Below are 16,560 nucleotides of genomic sequence, written 5' to 3'. Positions count from 1 at the left end.
ATTTAGTCAATGGGTCTCGGGGCTCGCAAAACTGCGAGGCGAGCCATGCACCTTTCGCCAATTGACGCCTTTCTTGCCGTCGCCACCCTAGGAACCGCAGTCCTGATCGAGATCGGGGCTTTCATACTCTTGGGGCTGATCTGAAAGATCACCGCTTAGAGCGCAGGCCAACCGCGCACGATTGCCCTCCGCCCTAGTTATGTCCGCTCTTTTGAACCAAGGGCACCCCGACACATACATACATTGATGGTTCTCAAGCGCGCCGGGGAAAATCGTGGCCGAGTTGCCTCTAATTCTCGTCATCGAGGACGAGTATCCGGTGCAGGGCATAGTTGAAGATGCGCTCAGCGAAGGCGGTTTTGAAACCGATATTCTCTCCTCAGCGGAAGAAGCCCTGACCTTGTTCAAGAGCGGGCGCAAAAACTACAAGGCGCTCGTCACCGACGTTAGCTTGAAGGGCAGCTTAAGCGGTTGGGAGGTCGCAAGGCAGATTAGGGAAAAAGTCCCTGCCATTCCGGTCGTCTACATGACGGGAGCGGCTGCGGACGAATGGGCGTCGCAAGGAGTCCCCAACAGCATCCTACTGCAAAAGCCGTTCGCGCCCGCGCAGCTTGTCACCGCCGTTTCCAATTTGCTCAATACGGGCACGTCGACAACGTAAGCCAAGCGCCGCCCCAAATACCAAAAGTGTTCTTGCCGTATTAGTACTGGTCGAAAAATTGACCACGCTTCTGCCGGTATCGGTTCGCAACAGACCTGACTCGGATTCGCACGATCTGACTCTGCGCCCGCTCCCAAGCGTCGTCAGACCTCAAGGAAAGAACGACTCGATTCCCTCATCCTCCTGCACACTTATTGAGACAATTCGGTAGAATCCCGCTTACGCAAATTGTGCAAAAACCGATGGGGGTCTTTTTTGCATTTTGCAGCGGCGGCATCCTGATGAATTTCGCATAAGAAACCTTATGCGAACCGACCGGTAATCGTGCCGGGTGCCGTTGTCGTTTCCGGTTGGATCTGAGTCATTCGAGCTCTATTTGAGTCTGCTTCGTATCGGCGGGCCCACTTTCGCACCGCATCGGGCCACGGCGGTTCGTCCCGCTCCCGATGAGTCCGAATAAAGGTTGTCCGGTATATTCCCGCAGTCTTGCCATCCGGTCGAATTCGGCCTATCTTACTTTCGTCTTACCAAATGAAGCCGCCATGTCCGCCAAGCAGAAACTGACCACCACCGTCTCGACCAAGGGCCAGGTGATATTGCCCAAGGCGATCCGGGAACAGCGGCACTGGCCTGCGGGAACCCAACTGGTGGTGGAGGATACCCCCGAGGGCGTGTTGCTGAAGGCGAAGCCCGCCTTTGCGCCCACCCGGCCGAAAGACGTGTTTGGTTCCCTACCCTATAAGGGGTCGGCAAGGTCAGTCGCAGATATGGAGGCGGGGATCGCCGCCGAGGCGAAACGGCGGAATGCTCGCAATCGATACTAATCTCATCGTCCGCTATCTGGTGGGCGACGATCCCGGACAGGCTGCCCCGGCACGCAGGCTGATCGACAACAATGACGTCTTCGTCTGCACCACAGTGCTGTTGGAGACCGAGTGGGCGCTGCGCAGCGTCTATGGGTTTTCCGCTGCCCAGTGCGCCAAGGCCCTCTCCGATTTCGCGGGGCTGCCGCGCGTGAGTCTGGAAGATGCTACCGCCGCAGCGAAGGCGCTGGGCTGGATAAGGCAAGGCATGGACTTTGCAGATGGCCTGCATCTGGCCAAGGCGGAAGGCTGTGAGGCCTTCATCAGCTTCGACCAGGATTTCGCGAAAACCGCCAACGCTCTTGGCGGCATCAAGGTGCGGACGCCCTAGCACCGGGCCCACAGCGCGCACATAAGGTACGGCTTTCGCGGATCGTGCCACTTCCCCGCGGAAACGCCCTCGTCTCCCGCTCGTTGAAGTCGCTGGCGGTCGCCTCGCATGTTGAGTGCTGCGGCGCGGGGTTTCGTCGCGCACTTAACCGTGCCCTGCTCCCGCTCCGGCGAATCCCCCTTCAGATTCTAGAGCCCGATCCCTGCATTACAGCTGGACATGGGTGTAGATCTCGGTGGTCTCGAGATCGGCATGCCCCAAGAGCGTCTGCACCACGCGCATGTCGGCTCCGTTGGCAAGCATGTGTGTGGCGAACGCGTGCCGAAGAACCCGTGGTGTGACGAGATCGGGCCTGTTCAGGCCGGCGACGATGGCGGCCTCCTTGACTTCGAATTCTGCCGCTCGTGATGTCAGATGCTTTTTTCCGTCGCGAACTGAGTGGAAGAGCCAGGTGCCGGACTTCGTACCGTATTCATTGGCCAGCCGCCGCCAAAGGCCGATTGCTTCGAGCGCGGTCTTATGCAGCGGTACGATGCGCTCCTTGTCGTCCCTATCCCTAATCAACAGATGCGCGGACTTGGTGAGTGCCGCCTGGGCAGGAAGGCGGACGGCCTCGCTGATTCGCATTCCCGAGGCGTAGAGCGTTTCCAGCAATGCGGCCCTGCGCGCGTAACTCGCCTGCTTGTACAGCCCCCGGATGCGCAGTTCGCCGCCTGATGTGCCGTGTCTAGGAGTCGCCCGACTTCTTCGACCGACAGTGCCGTGGGAATGCGTCGCCGCCGGCGCATAGGGGCAAGCTGGGTCGTTGGATCTTCGGAGGCGAGGCCCTCAGCCACAAGGAAGCGGTGCAAGGCCCGGATGACAGTGCGCCGACGCGATCAGCCCAAGTTGCCCATCCAGCGTGTTTTCGTGTCCACTTAGGTAACCTTGGATATCCATTGGAAGAATTTTCTACCCGGCCAAAAGGTAGCTACCTCCAAAAAGAACATGAAACCCCGCCGGAGACGGCGGGGTTTTCTCTTGCCTAGCAATGCTCGGACGGCCATTTTTTCGATGTTTTGTCCGTCGGTGCAGCGCGGCGCATGGGGGCGCGAGATGTCTCCGGCGATCGCACTCTATGTTACCCTACGTTACCCTGCGACATTCTGTGGCGCGGCGCGTGAGGCGCACGTGCGAGATCTACTCTCTGTACCCTGCCACTGAGGCCGCCTCAGCTTTCCAAGTATTCCCGATACCATTTGACCTGATCCTGATCGACTTGGAAGCGGCCATCCATCATCGAGCCGTTCTTGCGGTCATCGCCATTCATGATACAGCCCAGTTCCTGAATGCGGTCGAAGCAGTCGACTATTGCCCTTGAGTGGTCCAGCAGCCCCTCACTGGTAAACTTCATGCCGTTGTAGGCGTACCTACTCTCTGCCTCACCCAGCAGGCTCTTATAGGTGCCGAGGATCGGCCTGATGTACATGAGCGCCACATCATCCACTTCAGTCGGGGCGTCCCTGTCGCCAAATAGGACCTTCGAGAGCTGACGAGCCACCTCCCACGTCCCGCTTTCCTTCCCCTGTGCCAACCGCTGCTTCATCACTTCAACGAAGTCCAGCTTGGCGTAGTTGAACGGCGCGTTGGGCCAGCCGTTCTCAATGTAGAACTCATACATGCCGTGAGCGAACAGAGCCCCGATGGTCTCGTCAGCGGCGATTTTGTTAATTTCGGCGGAACGCGCGGTCGACAGCTTGTTGCTGAGATAGGCGAACATGATTTCAGTGATTTGGCGAACCGAGTAAATGCCTTGCGAGGCCTCACCCAGCAGTGATGCTATCATCGGCAGCTCAGCCTTGGTGGCGAACTTCTCCAGCCATTCCGTGGACGCCCTTCGCAGGCGCACATCGATCGGATGCGGCGGTTGTGTGAGCTGGCGGGCGTTTTCGAGGGCAACCCTGTAGCGGTGTATCCAATACTTGGTCCGGCTTGGCGGCTCCAGGAACACGTCGCCGTAAGACACCTCCAGTTCCTTGGCGAGCCACTCCTCCTGCTGGCGCTTGAAAACTCCCGTGCGTGCGTCGTGCAGCATCCCGCCGAGGTCTTTCAGAACGGGATGCGTCCGCGCCCTGATGCCGAAGATTTCATCCAGCTTCGCTTTCTCCGCGTCGCCTTCCACGATGTAGGGCGCTTGGTCTACCCAGAAGATAATGGGTGCAGGATCTCCGATGCGGAACATCTGCTGTCGGTAGGCGTCGGGAATCAGGGATGTCAGCTCGTAACCGTCTTCGTTCTCGAAGTGCAGGAAGCGGCTGATATTGAAGTCAGCGTCCATTTCAGGAAGGTACATCGAATTGCCGGCCAAGAAGACGGACACGCCAATAGAGTCGACCGGCGACAGTCGAATTGCAGCGGAGACTGACATAGCGTCGGGGGTCAAAGGTTGATGCCTGCCCGCTTGTAGACCTGCTCCACGCAATCATAGATCAGGCCGTAATGTTGGCTGATGCTCAGTGGCAGCAACCGATAGGTCTCAACCACTTTCGTCAGGTCTTTCAGGGATTCCCTGACGCCAGGCGTACGCATGTATTCTTCCGGAACGACGACACCCAGCAGGTTTTCCTTCTTCAGTGGAATGTCCTCTTCGACTTGAAGCTCGATAGCCGCCGCCCGGTCGTCGTAGTTTTTGGTCGAGCCCTCCTTGTACAGTTTCGCCACCGCCAGCACCTTTGCATGGCTCATGGTAAGCAAATGCTCGTCTTTTAGCTTCTTTTGGTCGTTTGCGTCCCGGTCGACGTACCGCCGCGGTGTTTCGAAATAGAGAGAAATCAGCCTTCCGATTGGTCCTGGTCGGTGCCGACATTAAAATCATCCAATTTGAACGTCGTCAGGTAGTCGGGCATCCGCCCCCTGTCGAAAGCCCCTCTGTCGAAGGGATGAATCCGTTTCAGTGGTGGCGGGGTGTTGAACCTCATGACGAACACGGACGGTAGCTGCCACGGTTCGGGGTTCAGCGCGTCCCTGCCCTTATAGGCAGCGCGGCCGACGAACAGATAACAGAGCTTTTCGCCCTTGAAGACGTTGCATTTGACGGCGAGAAGCTTTTCTTCCTTTAGGATCGGAATCAGCCGGCTTGAGGCCGTGCTGTGAATCCATGGAGGACTTTTTGGGGCAGCCAGATTGCTGTTCGTCAAAAAGTCCCGGAGGTTCACGTCTTTCGGCTTTGCCATCGGTTAGTCCATGATCTGCAGCAAATCACCCATACAACCTATCAGGCTATGTGGTTCACACTCATCCTAGGACGTGCCCTACACCCTTTGCCAACAGGAACAAGCTCGTTGCACTGACCGCGGCCGCCGCTAGAACGGTGGCCAGCACCAAGATGAAACCCAACCTAGGGCCGAACGCCCTGGACACAGTTTCCGACTGAGCGAGCACGTTGGCCAAGCCGACATTCAGCTTTGGCCTGGGGGACTCCTTGTCCCTCCGCTTTGTAACCGCCTTCTTCACGGCAACCTCCAAATCCCAAACTACCTGACCCTCAGAATAGGTCGATGCGTGCACAGTAAAGTCTGGCAGAGCCCGTCAACCGCTAACAACGCACCAACCTACCGCCATCGGGTTTGCACGTTGGCAAATCCTCTTTGACAATTCATCCGACACCAATGGTTATTTCATCCACCCGCAACGCACTAGCCAGATAAGCCTCCGGCAAACACGTTTTTCCGACGTCTTTTCAGTGGCTTATGCACATCGCGGGGCGGGCCTGCGGAAGCTATCAGAACCACCAACCAAAATTTGGAAAAGGTCCGAAATCACGGATTCGGCTGTTACGGGGCATCTCGCCGCGCATCGAACAGCCAGCGATCCGCAACCGCTACGACATGGTCCGGCCCGTCCTGGACAATACGAGCAGGATGCCCGGCAAGGTTCGCCAGGACCGAGGCGGTGACAGCGAAGGTCGCGCAGGTGCCCCACACTTCATGTCCCGCGTTCGAACTCCTTAAGCCGCTCGGGAGTGAGATCGTTCGCATAGATCAGATCGTACGAGATGCCTGATCCACGCATAGCTGCGGCCACGGCGCGTTCGACCTTCGCCCGCCCCTGCGTATCCAGATTGCCCCGCTTCGAACTCGGTACCCGGGAGGGTTTCGCCATGCTGAAGGCGCTGGGCGAACTCAACCGCGAACTGGCGACCGGAAGGGTCAAGCTGGCTCAGATAGCGAGCGACGCTCTCCTCAAGCTGAGCACGCCGCCGTTGCACCTTCGCCTTTGTGAAGTTCCTGTCCCGATTATTCACGGCCTTGAACTTGCTGTCATCGATGGCGACGTTCGCCGTCGCAAGAAGCCCCATTTCGCGGCAGAGTTCGACGAAGCGCGTACAGACCTTGCGAAGCGCCAAGCCGTTATCCTTCCGGAAGTCCGGGATCGTCTTGTGATCAGGAGCGAGCCGACCCAGCAGCCACATCACCTCGACATTGCGTCCGGCTTCTCGTTCGAGCCGGCGGCTCGACTGCACCCGGTTCAGATAGCCGTAAATGTAAAGCTTAAGCAGAACCGAGGGATGGTACGAGGGCCGATCAGTCGCCGCCGGCTCCACTCCTTCAAAGCTCATCTCCGCCAAATCGAGCGCACCGACAAACACGTCGATCACGCGGACGGGGTTGCTCTCGTCAATGAAATCATCGAGGCACTCGGGCAGTAGCGTCCATTGCCCACGATCGGCCTCCTCAACGAAGCGCCTCATCGATCCCCCTAGAACCACGGGAGAATCATAACAGCGGCACGGCGTTTTCACACAGCCAGGGTCATTTTCGGAATTCGGCGACGGCATCGGTAAGGTCTGCTTTGCCCCCATAGACGGACCTCGTCAGTCCGGCCTGTCAGGTCCGAAAAGGGCCAATAGCGGTCATTCCGGCATCCCCGCGATCCGGAAAGCTTGCGCCAATCTTTCGATATCTTCCGTCCTGCGGAATGGGGTCCTGTCCCTGATTTTGGAAATGCTTAGGGTCGGGTACAGTTGCATTAAGCGCGCACAGTCCTCTTGTGCTTCCTCAACCCGTCCAGACATCGCATGGCATGCCGCCAGAATAAATTGTGCGGTAAAAAAAGTTCGTTGCTGCCGGAAAGCAGTTGTTGCCCATGATGTGGCGTCTGCGATGTGGCCGGCGAAAAAATGAGCAAAGGCCAGCCCGGTCTGGATAGTGAAGATCTGTGGATCCAGCGGGCTCAAACGCAAGGCGGCCTGCAATTGCTCGATCGCAGCATCTACGTCACCGAGCCAAAGGTGGGCCCACCCCCTCCAATTTCGTGCGATAGCCAGATTTGGGTTTAGACTTGTCGCTCGCGAGACAAGGGCTGCGCCCTCCTCGACCTCACCCACTACGTAAGCGAGCGCAAATCCGGCCATTGCAAGCACCGTTGGATCGTCCTTATCGAGTTCGATCGCCCGCCTTGCGAGCCGCCGGGCTTCAGCTGTTCCGTGGGCAGCAGCATCGATTCTCCAGCCGAAACTTTTCCTTGGTACATAGCAAATAGCGCCGAGCGCGTATGCCGCGGCGAATTCGGGATCGAGGCCGCTGGCTATTTTGGTGAGCTTGAGTGCTTCAACGTTCGCGTCTCCGGTGAACTTATAATAGCAAGCGAGCGCGCGAAGGTAATAGTCGTAGGCCTGAAGGCTTTCGGTCGGTTTGCGCTGGGAGCGCTCGATTTCGGCGCGTTCAAGCTGAGGGGAGATTGCGCCGATCACGCTGTTCGTCACCCGATCCTGCAGATCGAAAATATCTTCAAGCTGGCTGTCGAACCGGTCCGCCCAAAGATGCGCTCCTGTTGCAGCATTGATCAGCTGCCCGGTAATTCGAACGCGATTGCCAGCCTTGCGCACACTGCCCTCCAGCACATAGCGAACGCCAAGGTCACGCCCGACCTGCTTGATATCGATGGCTTTGCCTTTGTAAGTAAAGGTGGAGTGTCGCGCGATGACGAAAAGCGATTTGGACCGCGACAGTCCGGTAATGATGTCCTCGACCATGCCGTCGGCGAAATATTCCTGTTCCGGATCGCGGCTCATGTTCTCAAACGGCAGCACTGCGATGGAGGGTTTGTCGGCGAGAGCAAGCGGCTGCGCAGTCTCGGTCGGCGGTTTTGTTACCGTTGCCGGCGAAGAGCTTGGGCCCATGCGCACGCGCCAGACCCGCATCGGTTCGGCGATATTCTTCAGGGGTTGCGAACCTATAGCCTCAAAGGTGATATCTACCTTGCCACGAACTTGCCGGTGAGCGTCGTCCGAAATGCTGAAACCGCCCGGTTCTGCGATCCCTTCGAGACGCACCGCAATATTGACCCCATCACCAAAGATATCATCGTCTGCGATGATAATATCACCGACGTGAATGCCGATGCGAAATTCGATCCGCTTGTCCTGTGGCACGTCAGTATTTCGTTCGGCCATGCCGCGCTGAATTTCGACGGCGCAGCGTACGGCATCTACGACGCTGCCGAACTCGATGAGCGCGCCGTCCCCCGTATTCTTGACGATGCGCCCGCGATGCTCACTGATTTTGGGATCAAAAAGCGTCTTTCTAAGAGCTTTCAGTTGCGCCAGCGTGCCTTCTTCGTCGATCCCTATCAAGCGGCAAGAGCCCGCGACATCCGCCGCCAGAATAGCCGCCAGTCGCCGCTCTACGTACTCGCCGCTCAAGGTGCACCCCCGGGGTCGGGGACATTGAATGCTTATATAGCAGAATTGCGGGCCGATGTCCGGCAATGCCCATGTCCGAAACGGGTCAAAAGGCGCCGTTCGAAAGATCGTTGGGCTTCTTCCGGTTTGTCCCGATAAGCCGACAATTAAAGGGCCAGACCGGGCTTCGCTTTCGGGCCAATATGCGACATCGGCCCCTATGGGCATCCCATGTGACCCGTTGTACAAAATCACGTCTAGGGTTGGATTGCAGGCCATGGTGCAGGAGCAGCCAGTCCGGGTTGAGCGGAGGTTGTCGGCGATATTGGCCGCCGACGTGGCTGGCTACTCGCGGTTGATGCACAATGACGAAGAGGCGACCCACGCCAAACTGACCGCGCTCCTCGCGGACAGTGTCACGCCCGCGATCTCCGAACACGGCGGCCGCATCGTCAAGAATACAGGCGACGGGTTCTTGGCGGAGTTTCCAAGCGCGGTCGAAGCGGTCCGCGCTGCTGTGCAGTTCCAGACCCGCATCAAGGAGCTTACAACCGCTGAGGCGGAAGACAGGCGTATTGCTTTCCGCGTGGGCGTTAACATCGGTGACGTCATCGTCGAGCCGCACGACATCTTTGGAGACGACGTTAACACTGCAGCGCGGCTTGAGGGCATCGCAGAGCCCGGCGGCATCTGCATCTCGTCGTCTGTCTACGATCACGTTCGAGGCAAGGTCGCGGTCGAGTTCATTGATCTGGGCGAGCAGAACCTCAAAAATCTCACCCGCCCGGTCCGAGCCTATGCGGCGGTCCGGGATGGACGTAGCCCGGCGACACAGGCTGATGGTACCAAGCCGCACCCGCCTTCGCCGCCTCATCTTTCCATCGTTGTGCTGCCGTTCACCAACCGTAGCGCTGATCCCGAGCAAGATTACTTCGTCGATGGTGTGACCGAGAGCCTGACCACCGACTTGTCGCGCATCAGCGGCTCTTTTGTCATTGGCCGACACACCGCATTTACCTACAAAGGCAAGGCGGTTGATCTCAAACAGATCGGTCACGATTTAAACGTTCGTTACGTCCTTGAAGGGTCGGTACAGCGTGGCGGCAGCCGGCTTCGCGTGAACGTGCAGCTAGTCGACGCCGAAACCGGCAATCACCTATGGGCCGAGCGGTTCGATAAGCCCGTCGCCGATCTGTTCGAGATGCAGGACGAAATTGTAGCGCGGCTCGCCAACACGCTAGATACCCAGCTCATTGAGGCTGAGGCGCGGCGATCGGAACGCTTACTACATCCCGATGCGATGGATTTGTATTTCCAGGGAAGGGCTTGGCTGAATAAGGGGCCTACCCACGGATACATGGCGCAAGCGCGCGGCTTTTTCGAACGGGCCCTAGCGCTCGATCCCGGAAACATTGAGGCGCTGGTCGGGCTGGCGCAGGTTGATGCCCTGAGCGGCTCCGCCTTTTTGACCGATGACCGCGCCGCGCGCCTCGAAGCGGCCGAAACAGTATTGACTAAAGTGCTGTCCATGGCACCACAGCACGCACAGGCCCACATGCTTCTGGGCGTCGTCCAAATCGCAACTAACCGCGCGGCGCAAGGCATTGCCGAATGTGAGCAGGCGTTGCTGCTGGATCGAAATCTAGCCAGCGCTCATGGTTGGATCGGTGACGCCAAGTATTTTATGGGTCGCGGCGCGGAAACCGAGGCCCATATTCTCGAGGCGCTGCGCCTCTCTCCGCGCGATACCAACGTCTTTCGGTGGATGATGTGGGTCGGCTTCGCCAAGTTGAACCTCGGCGCCGATGCCGATGCGGTCGCCTGGCTGCGCCGCGCTCTCAATGCCAACCGAAATCACGCCCTCGCGCATTTCCAACTCGCCGCTGCCTTGGCGCTCGTCGGCGCGCTGAATGAGGCGCGGGCCGAAGCAGAAGCGGGACTTGCGCTCGATCCAAGCTTCACTATCCGCCGCCTGCGCGTCAACGTACTTAGTGACAATCCGAATTTCCTTGCTGGGCGCGAGCGCGTCTATCAGGGCATGCGCATGGCTGGGGTGCCAGAGGGGTGATGTCGCTTAGGGTAGAGTCGAGGATGGGCGCGGTAGCTTGGGGGCCTTTGGCCATCGCCCCGTTTCCCATCCCCGCTCATCAAACCGGACGAGCCGATTTCCGGCATCCGGCTTTCCGACTGGCTTCACCGCAAGGCACACGACGGGGCCGCTCGGGGCAGGCGTTGGAGGCACACAACGCCGAGTTCTCGATGAATGACATCGAATGTAAATCGGCGATTGCCGCGCCCTTGCACCTTGTGCCTTCGCGCGAGGAACCTGCGCAATCGTTCAAAGACGTATTGATCGACGCTACGGTATGCCTTGCCCCGCGAGCCGTAGCCAAAGTAGTTGGACCAGCCGCGCAGTGATCTGTTCAGCTTGTCACGTACTTCCGGCCATGGATCGGTGTTGCTCGGCACCAGCAGATCGCCGACTCTTGTCTTGAACCGTTGCACACTCTTCTTGGACGGGCTTACACCCAGATACCACTTCCCGTTCGCCTCAAACCAATGGGCGCCGAACGAGTAGCCGAGGAAGTCGAAGCGTTCCTGTCGGGCGCTTCTCAGCGAAGTTTTCGCCTCGTTGATCGTCAACCCGAGCTTGGTCATCACCGCCTTCGTCCACGCTAATGCCTCCGCCGCGCGACCGCGGCTGAGGATAACGAAGTCGTCGGCATAGGAGACGACGTGAGCCTGGAACGTGTCGCCGCAGCCAGTCAAACGCCAATGCTTCAGGAACCGGTTCATGTAGATGTTGGCCAGCAATGGACTTGCGACGCCGCCTTGCGGTGTGCCGCGCGTGTTTCGCTTGCCACCACTCATGTGCCGGGTGTCGTCCGCGTCCCGTTCCTCGATCGGCGCCCTCAGCCACATCTTGATGAGGCGCAGGACGTTTCGATCCACGACACGCCGGGCTACTGACTTTGTCAGCTCGGAATGCGGGATCGTATCGAAGAACTTGGACAAATCAGCATCAACTACGTCAGCGTAGCCCCGGCATAAATGCCGGTGCACTTCCTTGACCGCGTCCACCGCCCCGCGAGCGGGCCGGTAGCCGTAGGCATTGTCCTCGAAGTCAGCCTCGAAGATGGGTTCGATCACGATCTTGGCGGCAGTCTGAATCACACGATCACGAATGGTTGGAATGCCGAGCGGACGCTCGCCACCGTTCGCTTTGGGGATCATCACCCGCCGCACCGGATCAGGTCGGTACGTCTTCGAGACCAGTTCCGCGCGCAAGCCCGCCAACCATGCTTCCAGGCCCTGCTCCTCGATGCGAGAAAACGTCATCCCATCTACACCCGCTGCACCCGCATTGACGCGAGCGAGACGATAGGCGTGGAGCAGGATGTCCTCGCGACAGATCTTGTCGTAGAGCAGATAGAAGCGGAAAGTGGGCTCCGCCTTCGCCTTGCAGTAGAGCTTTCTCTGAAGGTTCCGGATCTTATCAGGCGTTGTCAGGCTCATCACCAATCACCTTCACCTCACCATCTTCAAAAGCGCACCAGAAGTCGGGGCCCTTTGCTCCACCGGCATTTCCCGGCATCAACGCTCCTATTGCCCCGTCCGACTCCCGCCGTGACCACCGCCTATTGCGATGCTGAGGCCGCTACCTCGTCCGCGACGGGTCTCCCCCTGTAACTGCGAACCACCCTTCCGACGTGCCGTGCCCACTACCCCGGCGGATCGCGTGGGTGCGTGTGTCGATTACTTCCCCACGCGTGCGGCCTTCCCCAAATGACCGGAGGGTCGGCATCCGCATTCGAACTTTCGAGGCCTGCTCGGGCTTCACTTTGTTACGGCCCATCGAATCGCTCAGCAGCCCAAGGCCGCCTTCGTCGCAGGGCTCCGCCCCAGCCAGTTACCCGGCCGAGCCGCCTGCCAGCTTCCGGACCAATCGACAATTATCCGGGTGAGACCCTCCCTCACTGGTAGCTCGCGCCCTTGGGGCGCACGGTCAATCGCGTCGGTTTGCTCCACCGCTGACCACTTCCGGTCTTCCCCCAACTGCGGACATCACGTATCGGGACCACCACTTCCGAAAGGGTGCCGATAGGCGACGTTGGCCTAAACTGAAAGAGGCTTCAGCCCCTTACGTCTATCCGAGATATCTTGAAAAGCGGTGCAGTTGGCAACCGTCATCCAAAGCGGCACGGCAACCCGGCTTAGTTCGAATTTTCGGAGCTTAGAGTGAATTGCAATCTTTCCGCCACTAGCGCCTGGAGTTGCCATAGCGATTCGTCGTGAATGCCCAGTTCCTCTAATCGGAACACAGTTTCTCTGAGGTATTCTGCGCAGGAGCCCCAGTGTCCCACGGCGGATGCCAGAATGTCAGCGGCCTCTTCTAACGGCAATTTCCCAGAGTAGTGCGGGCTGTCGCGGTTTACCACAATACTGAGAGCCCGGACCGGACCTTCATCCGTTTCAGCTGTCACCCAACGCGGTATGTTCGCTGCTGGTTTAACCATCATCTCGCGCCGAAATAGCGCATTCAGGCTCGCCGAGACCTGATCGGGAGGGAGCTTAAAGATCATGCCTTTGCACCTGCCGCCGCGATCAAGCGCGAGCATCAATCCCGGCTTATCGCGGGTGCCGCGAAAGCGGGCCACCCGATAGCAAAACGCCCGATGCCATCCCCGAACTGTAGCTATCCGGCTTTCGCTAAATTCACATAGCGGCTTCCAGAGAAGCGAGCCATAGCCAAAGAGCCAGACATCACTAGGTGGTGCGTGTGCGAGAACGTTGCCTATGGCCGCGTCGTAATCTTCATCGGTCATGTAGACCGCGCCGGGGCTCGGGCCTGCATCCTCGACCACGCGCGTGGTGCGTGCCACAAGATCGACTGTGAGCGCCATCTCTCGAAGCGTTGTCGGCATAAAACTGTCCCTATGGGGACGCGATGAAAACTACCGCATTTTGCTCCAGCTTAGCGGATATGGAATAAGGCGCATACTAGAGTCCTTGGAGCTAATCGGAATCTACAGAAGGCAGTGAATTCCGGCAGTGTTCCTGTCAGAGGCAGGGCCTTCCGTGACAGGACGGAGCGAACCTCGCGCGACAAAGCTCGCGAATTGCAAGACGTCGCGTCCGCACTCGCTAACGTCTCCTTCGGATCAAACTCAGAAGTCTGGTTGCTCAGCCGAGAGGTCGGCTTTGCCCTCAATCGCGGACATCGTCAGCCAAGCCTGTGAAGTCCGAAGAGGGCCAGAAGCAGATGTTCCTTCTCGCTCAGCGCGACGGGCAAATTGATGTAATTAGTTTGTGCGACGCTAACGAGGGCGCGCTGTATCGCTGATAAACCCGATGGATCGAGATCAGCGACGCCGACACCGCAGCCTGCACTTCCGTTAGTTAGCCAGCGGTTGTGTTAAACCTTCACGCGTTCATAATTCGTGAATTGACTTTGCCGCTGATCGGACCAGCCTCTGCTTTTCGATCAAGTCGCGTATGACCGAATTTGACATCCAGCTGGTGGATGCCAGGTTACGCATCTCGGTCCGCTACTCGCCGCAACGGATCGAGCCGAGCTGACACGGTTCGAAAAGTAGCCAGTCAGTCCCACCTTCATCTTTCGCGACACGTAAGTGCCGCTGCCTGAAACCTCTTGCCGGTGGTGCGACACCTTCGATGAGCTACTCATCGAAGTTTCGAGCCCAGCACGCAGCGGATTGCAGCTCTATTGGCGCTATTCGCGAAGTCCTTAATTCGTCAGGTTTCTGCGGGCCTCGCGACGCCGCGATGGCCGCCAATGTCTCGATCTCCGGGAGGGAGAGACATGATGAAGCGATCGCCTATTCTCTTTTTGGTGGCTGCCGCGAGCTTCGCCGTCATATGGCTGGTTCCCTGGTTTGCTGATCTGCATTTTAGAAAGGCGGATGCCACTGGATCAACGGCCATGCCATCCAAGGCCGTAGCTTCCGAGCCTTTCAAAACGGCCCACGCCGCTAACAAAAGGGCGACGAGGATACTTGCACTGGATCAGGCTAGGCATCTCGCTTTCTGGACCTCCGTTCTGAAAAATAGAAAGAAGGCTTGTGGTGGTGTTGTTCGGACCATGTATCAAGGCGGCACCGAATCTGGGGTCGATACTTGGAGCATTGGCTGTCGGGACGGTAACCAATATTCGATAAGTATTAACCCGGACGCGCAGGGCTCTGAAGCGGAGTTTCCGGTTTCAGTTTGCAGTGGAAGCGCTTTCGCCCGCAGTGCTGAATAGCGCCGGCTCAATGAGCGTTCAGCGCCCGCGACATCGTCTCTGTATGCCAGCTGTTATCCGCTGCGGCGGCGCCTCGTCGCCAACGTGCGAGGATGATCATGACGGTGACCCGATCGCGACGTGAAACGGTGGTGTTCAAGCACCCGTTCCGGATCGCGAGCGTCGAACGGCTGTTACCGGCTGGCCCATATGAGGTTATTACCGACGAAGAGTCGATGGAAGGCTTGTCATTTCCGTCCTTTCGGCCCGTCGCCACCATGATGATGGTGCCTGCGCCAGCGCCCCACAGCTCCGTCGAGATGGTAACGATCAGTTCGATCGATCTGGCCGCTTCTCGGGAGCCGATGCGATGGCGCCCGGATAGTGACGCGCCGTTCGACCTCGACAAGGATCGTGGCAGGGCCGCGCCGAACACTGACATCCGGCGGACGCTGGCGGAGATCGAACGCAATGCCAAGGTGTTGCGCGGTCGGCATCTGCACCTCGAACCCGAGCTGCTCGCGACACCTGCGAAGCCACTGGTGGGCGCGCTGCCGGATCTGAAAGGGCCCGGCCGGGACCTGCGCATCGATGCTTGCCGCGGCATTGCGCTCTGGTGCATCTTTCTTGACCATGTCCCCAACAACATCGGAAGCTGGCTGACGCTGCGGAATTACGGCTTCAGCGATACCGCGGAAGTGTTCATATTCGTCTCGGGTGTGACCTGCGCGCTGGCCTACGGCAAGGCATGTTCGCGCGACGGCTGGGCCGGCGTGATCAGCCGTACGCTGTGGCGAAGCTGGGACATTTACGCCGCATTTCTGCTGCTCACTGTCGCTTGCGCCGTGATGGTTTACCTCGCAGGCGCCGGACGTTTTGCCGACGAGAGCAATACGCGCATTCTGTTGGAATATCCCGGCGCAACGCTCGCGCACGCGGCGATCCTGCAATACCGTCCCGTCAACACCGACGTCTTGCCGCTCTTCGTGGTTTATCATCTTTTGTTCGCGCCGCTGCTGTGGCTACTGCTGCGAGTGCCGAACCTGACACTCAGTGCCTCGCTGCTGCTTTATGCGCTGGTGCAGGTCTTCGGCTGGACCGTGCCGACATGGCACAACAATGTCTGGTTCTTCAATCCGCTGGCTTGGCAGTTGCTGGTTGTGCTTGGCGCGTGGTGCGTTATCGCGGGCGAGGGGTTTTGGCCGTGGGTGACCTCGCGCACGGCACTGGTGCTTGCCGTTCTCTATCTGGCTGTTAGCCTGATCATCGCATTGAGTTGGAGCCTCAAACCACCGGAAGCGCTGGTCCCACAAGCGCTGGCGAAGCTGGTTTACCTAGTGGACAAATCGAATCTCGATCCTTTGCGATTGCTGCATTTTTTTGCACTTGCAATTTTGGCGGTATGGCTCGTACCTCGGAATTGGCGAGGGCTGACGACGCCGGTGATGCGCGGCGCGATCCGCTGTGGCGAGAACTCGCTGGCGATCTATTGCTTCGGCGTTCTGCTGGCGCTCGCCAGCCACATAGGGCTGGTCGACATCTCGGATGGACTTCCGATGCAGGTCGCGCTCAGTCTCGCTGGCATCCTGGTGATGATCGCGGCCGCTGCGCTGCTTAGCTCGATTAGGTTCAAACCCAAGTAGCAACAACCGTTGGCTTGAAGACGACGTTCTCTGATGGCAATGAAAGATGCAGTAGGTCGCGAGATCAATGGCCGCGATGGCTGTTACGTAACGGATTTGTCGGGAATTTGCGCTTTTGGCGCAAAGCGGATCATTCGCCATCGGCAGATGGCCGCTA

At 58.6% G+C, this 16,560-nt stretch carries 13 protein-coding genes and 1 pseudogene; 6 read left to right on the top strand and 8 right to left on the bottom strand.

The window, feature by feature from the left end; all coding sequences use genetic code 11:
• Nucleotides 1-274: 274 nt before the first annotated feature.
• The 3 genes from V1290_RS27515 to V1290_RS27505 all read left to right on the top strand — a co-directional run bounded on the left by V1290_RS27515 (nucleotide 275) and on the right by V1290_RS27505 (nucleotide 1,855).
• The gene (locus V1290_RS27515) at nucleotides 275-661 is read left to right on the top strand and encodes a response regulator (RefSeq protein WP_334367267.1); all 387 of its coding nucleotides are present in this window, start codon (nucleotides 275-277) and stop codon (nucleotides 659-661) included.
• A 542-nt stretch (nucleotides 662-1,203) separates the two neighbouring features.
• Nucleotides 1,204-1,485, top strand: coding sequence for an AbrB/MazE/SpoVT family DNA-binding domain-containing protein (locus tag V1290_RS27510; protein ID WP_334367266.1), 282 nt, complete (start codon nucleotides 1,204-1,206; stop codon nucleotides 1,483-1,485).
• Nucleotides 1,466-1,855 carry a type II toxin-antitoxin system VapC family toxin gene (locus V1290_RS27505; RefSeq protein WP_334367265.1) on the top strand — a complete coding sequence of 130 codons (390 nt, stop codon included), beginning with the start codon at nucleotides 1,466-1,468 and terminating at the stop codon, nucleotides 1,853-1,855. Before V1290_RS27510 ends, V1290_RS27505 begins: the two co-directional genes overlap by 20 nt.
• 207 nt (nucleotides 1,856-2,062) lie before the next feature.
• Here the strand turns inward: V1290_RS27505 and V1290_RS27500 are convergent, their stop codons facing one another.
• The 6 genes and pseudogenes from V1290_RS27500 to V1290_RS27475 form a co-directional block, all read right to left on the bottom strand.
• On the bottom strand, nucleotides 2,063-2,545 hold the full coding sequence (locus V1290_RS27500; protein ID WP_334369193.1) for a tyrosine-type recombinase/integrase: 483 nt from the start codon (nucleotides 2,543-2,545) through the stop codon (nucleotides 2,063-2,065).
• Between the two features lie 520 nt (nucleotides 2,546-3,065).
• A complete protein-coding gene (locus V1290_RS27495) occupies nucleotides 3,066-4,214 on the bottom strand; it encodes a hypothetical protein (protein WP_334367264.1) in 1,149 nt (382 codons plus the stop codon).
• Nucleotides 4,215-4,273: 59 nt separating this feature from the next.
• Nucleotides 4,274-4,579, bottom strand: coding sequence for a hypothetical protein (locus V1290_RS27490; protein ID WP_334367263.1), 306 nt, complete (start codon nucleotides 4,577-4,579; stop codon nucleotides 4,274-4,276).
• Nucleotides 4,580-4,665: 86 nt separating this feature from the next.
• The gene (locus tag V1290_RS27485; RefSeq protein ID WP_334367262.1) at nucleotides 4,666-5,067 is read right to left on the bottom strand and encodes a hypothetical protein; all 402 of its coding nucleotides are present in this window, start codon (nucleotides 5,065-5,067) and stop codon (nucleotides 4,666-4,668) included.
• A 959-nt stretch (nucleotides 5,068-6,026) separates the two neighbouring features.
• Nucleotides 6,027-6,584, bottom strand: a pseudogene (locus V1290_RS27480) (transposase); the annotation flags it as partial.
• 162 nt (nucleotides 6,585-6,746) lie between these two features.
• Nucleotides 6,747-8,537 carry an adenylate/guanylate cyclase domain-containing protein gene (locus tag V1290_RS27475; RefSeq protein ID WP_334367261.1) on the bottom strand — a complete coding sequence of 597 codons (1,791 nt, stop codon included), beginning with the start codon at nucleotides 8,535-8,537 and terminating at the stop codon, nucleotides 6,747-6,749.
• A 256-nt stretch (nucleotides 8,538-8,793) separates the two neighbouring features.
• Between V1290_RS27475 and V1290_RS27470 the strand changes: the two genes are divergently transcribed.
• Nucleotides 8,794-10,584, top strand: a complete 1,791-nt coding sequence (locus V1290_RS27470; protein WP_334367260.1) for an adenylate/guanylate cyclase domain-containing protein — start codon at nucleotides 8,794-8,796, stop codon at nucleotides 10,582-10,584.
• 125 nt (nucleotides 10,585-10,709) lie between these two features.
• On the opposite strand, the gene ltrA is transcribed toward V1290_RS27470, so the two are convergent.
• Nucleotides 10,710-12,032, bottom strand: coding sequence for a group II intron reverse transcriptase/maturase (gene ltrA, locus V1290_RS27465; RefSeq protein WP_334367242.1), 1,323 nt, complete (start codon nucleotides 12,030-12,032; stop codon nucleotides 10,710-10,712).
• Between the two features lie 698 nt (nucleotides 12,033-12,730).
• The gene (locus tag V1290_RS27460; RefSeq protein WP_334367259.1) at nucleotides 12,731-13,441 is read right to left on the bottom strand and encodes a gamma-glutamylcyclotransferase; all 711 of its coding nucleotides are present in this window, start codon (nucleotides 13,439-13,441) and stop codon (nucleotides 12,731-12,733) included.
• Nucleotides 13,442-14,340: 899 nt separating this feature from the next.
• Between V1290_RS27460 and V1290_RS27455 the strand changes: the two genes are divergently transcribed.
• Nucleotides 14,341-14,781, top strand: a complete 441-nt coding sequence (locus V1290_RS27455) for a hypothetical protein (RefSeq protein WP_334367258.1) — start codon at nucleotides 14,341-14,343, stop codon at nucleotides 14,779-14,781.
• A 257-nt stretch (nucleotides 14,782-15,038) separates the two neighbouring features.
• A complete protein-coding gene (locus V1290_RS27450) occupies nucleotides 15,039-16,403 on the top strand; it encodes an OpgC domain-containing protein (protein ID WP_442895077.1) in 1,365 nt (454 codons plus the stop codon).
• Nucleotides 16,404-16,560: the final 157 nt, after the last annotated feature.

Origin of the sequence: Bradyrhizobium sp. AZCC 1578, assembly GCF_036924675.1 — a bacterium.
GTDB lineage: Bacteria > Pseudomonadota > Alphaproteobacteria > Rhizobiales > Xanthobacteraceae > Bradyrhizobium.
Note: the sequence above shows the minus strand (reverse complement) of the source record. Positions and strands in the feature narration are given on the sequence as shown.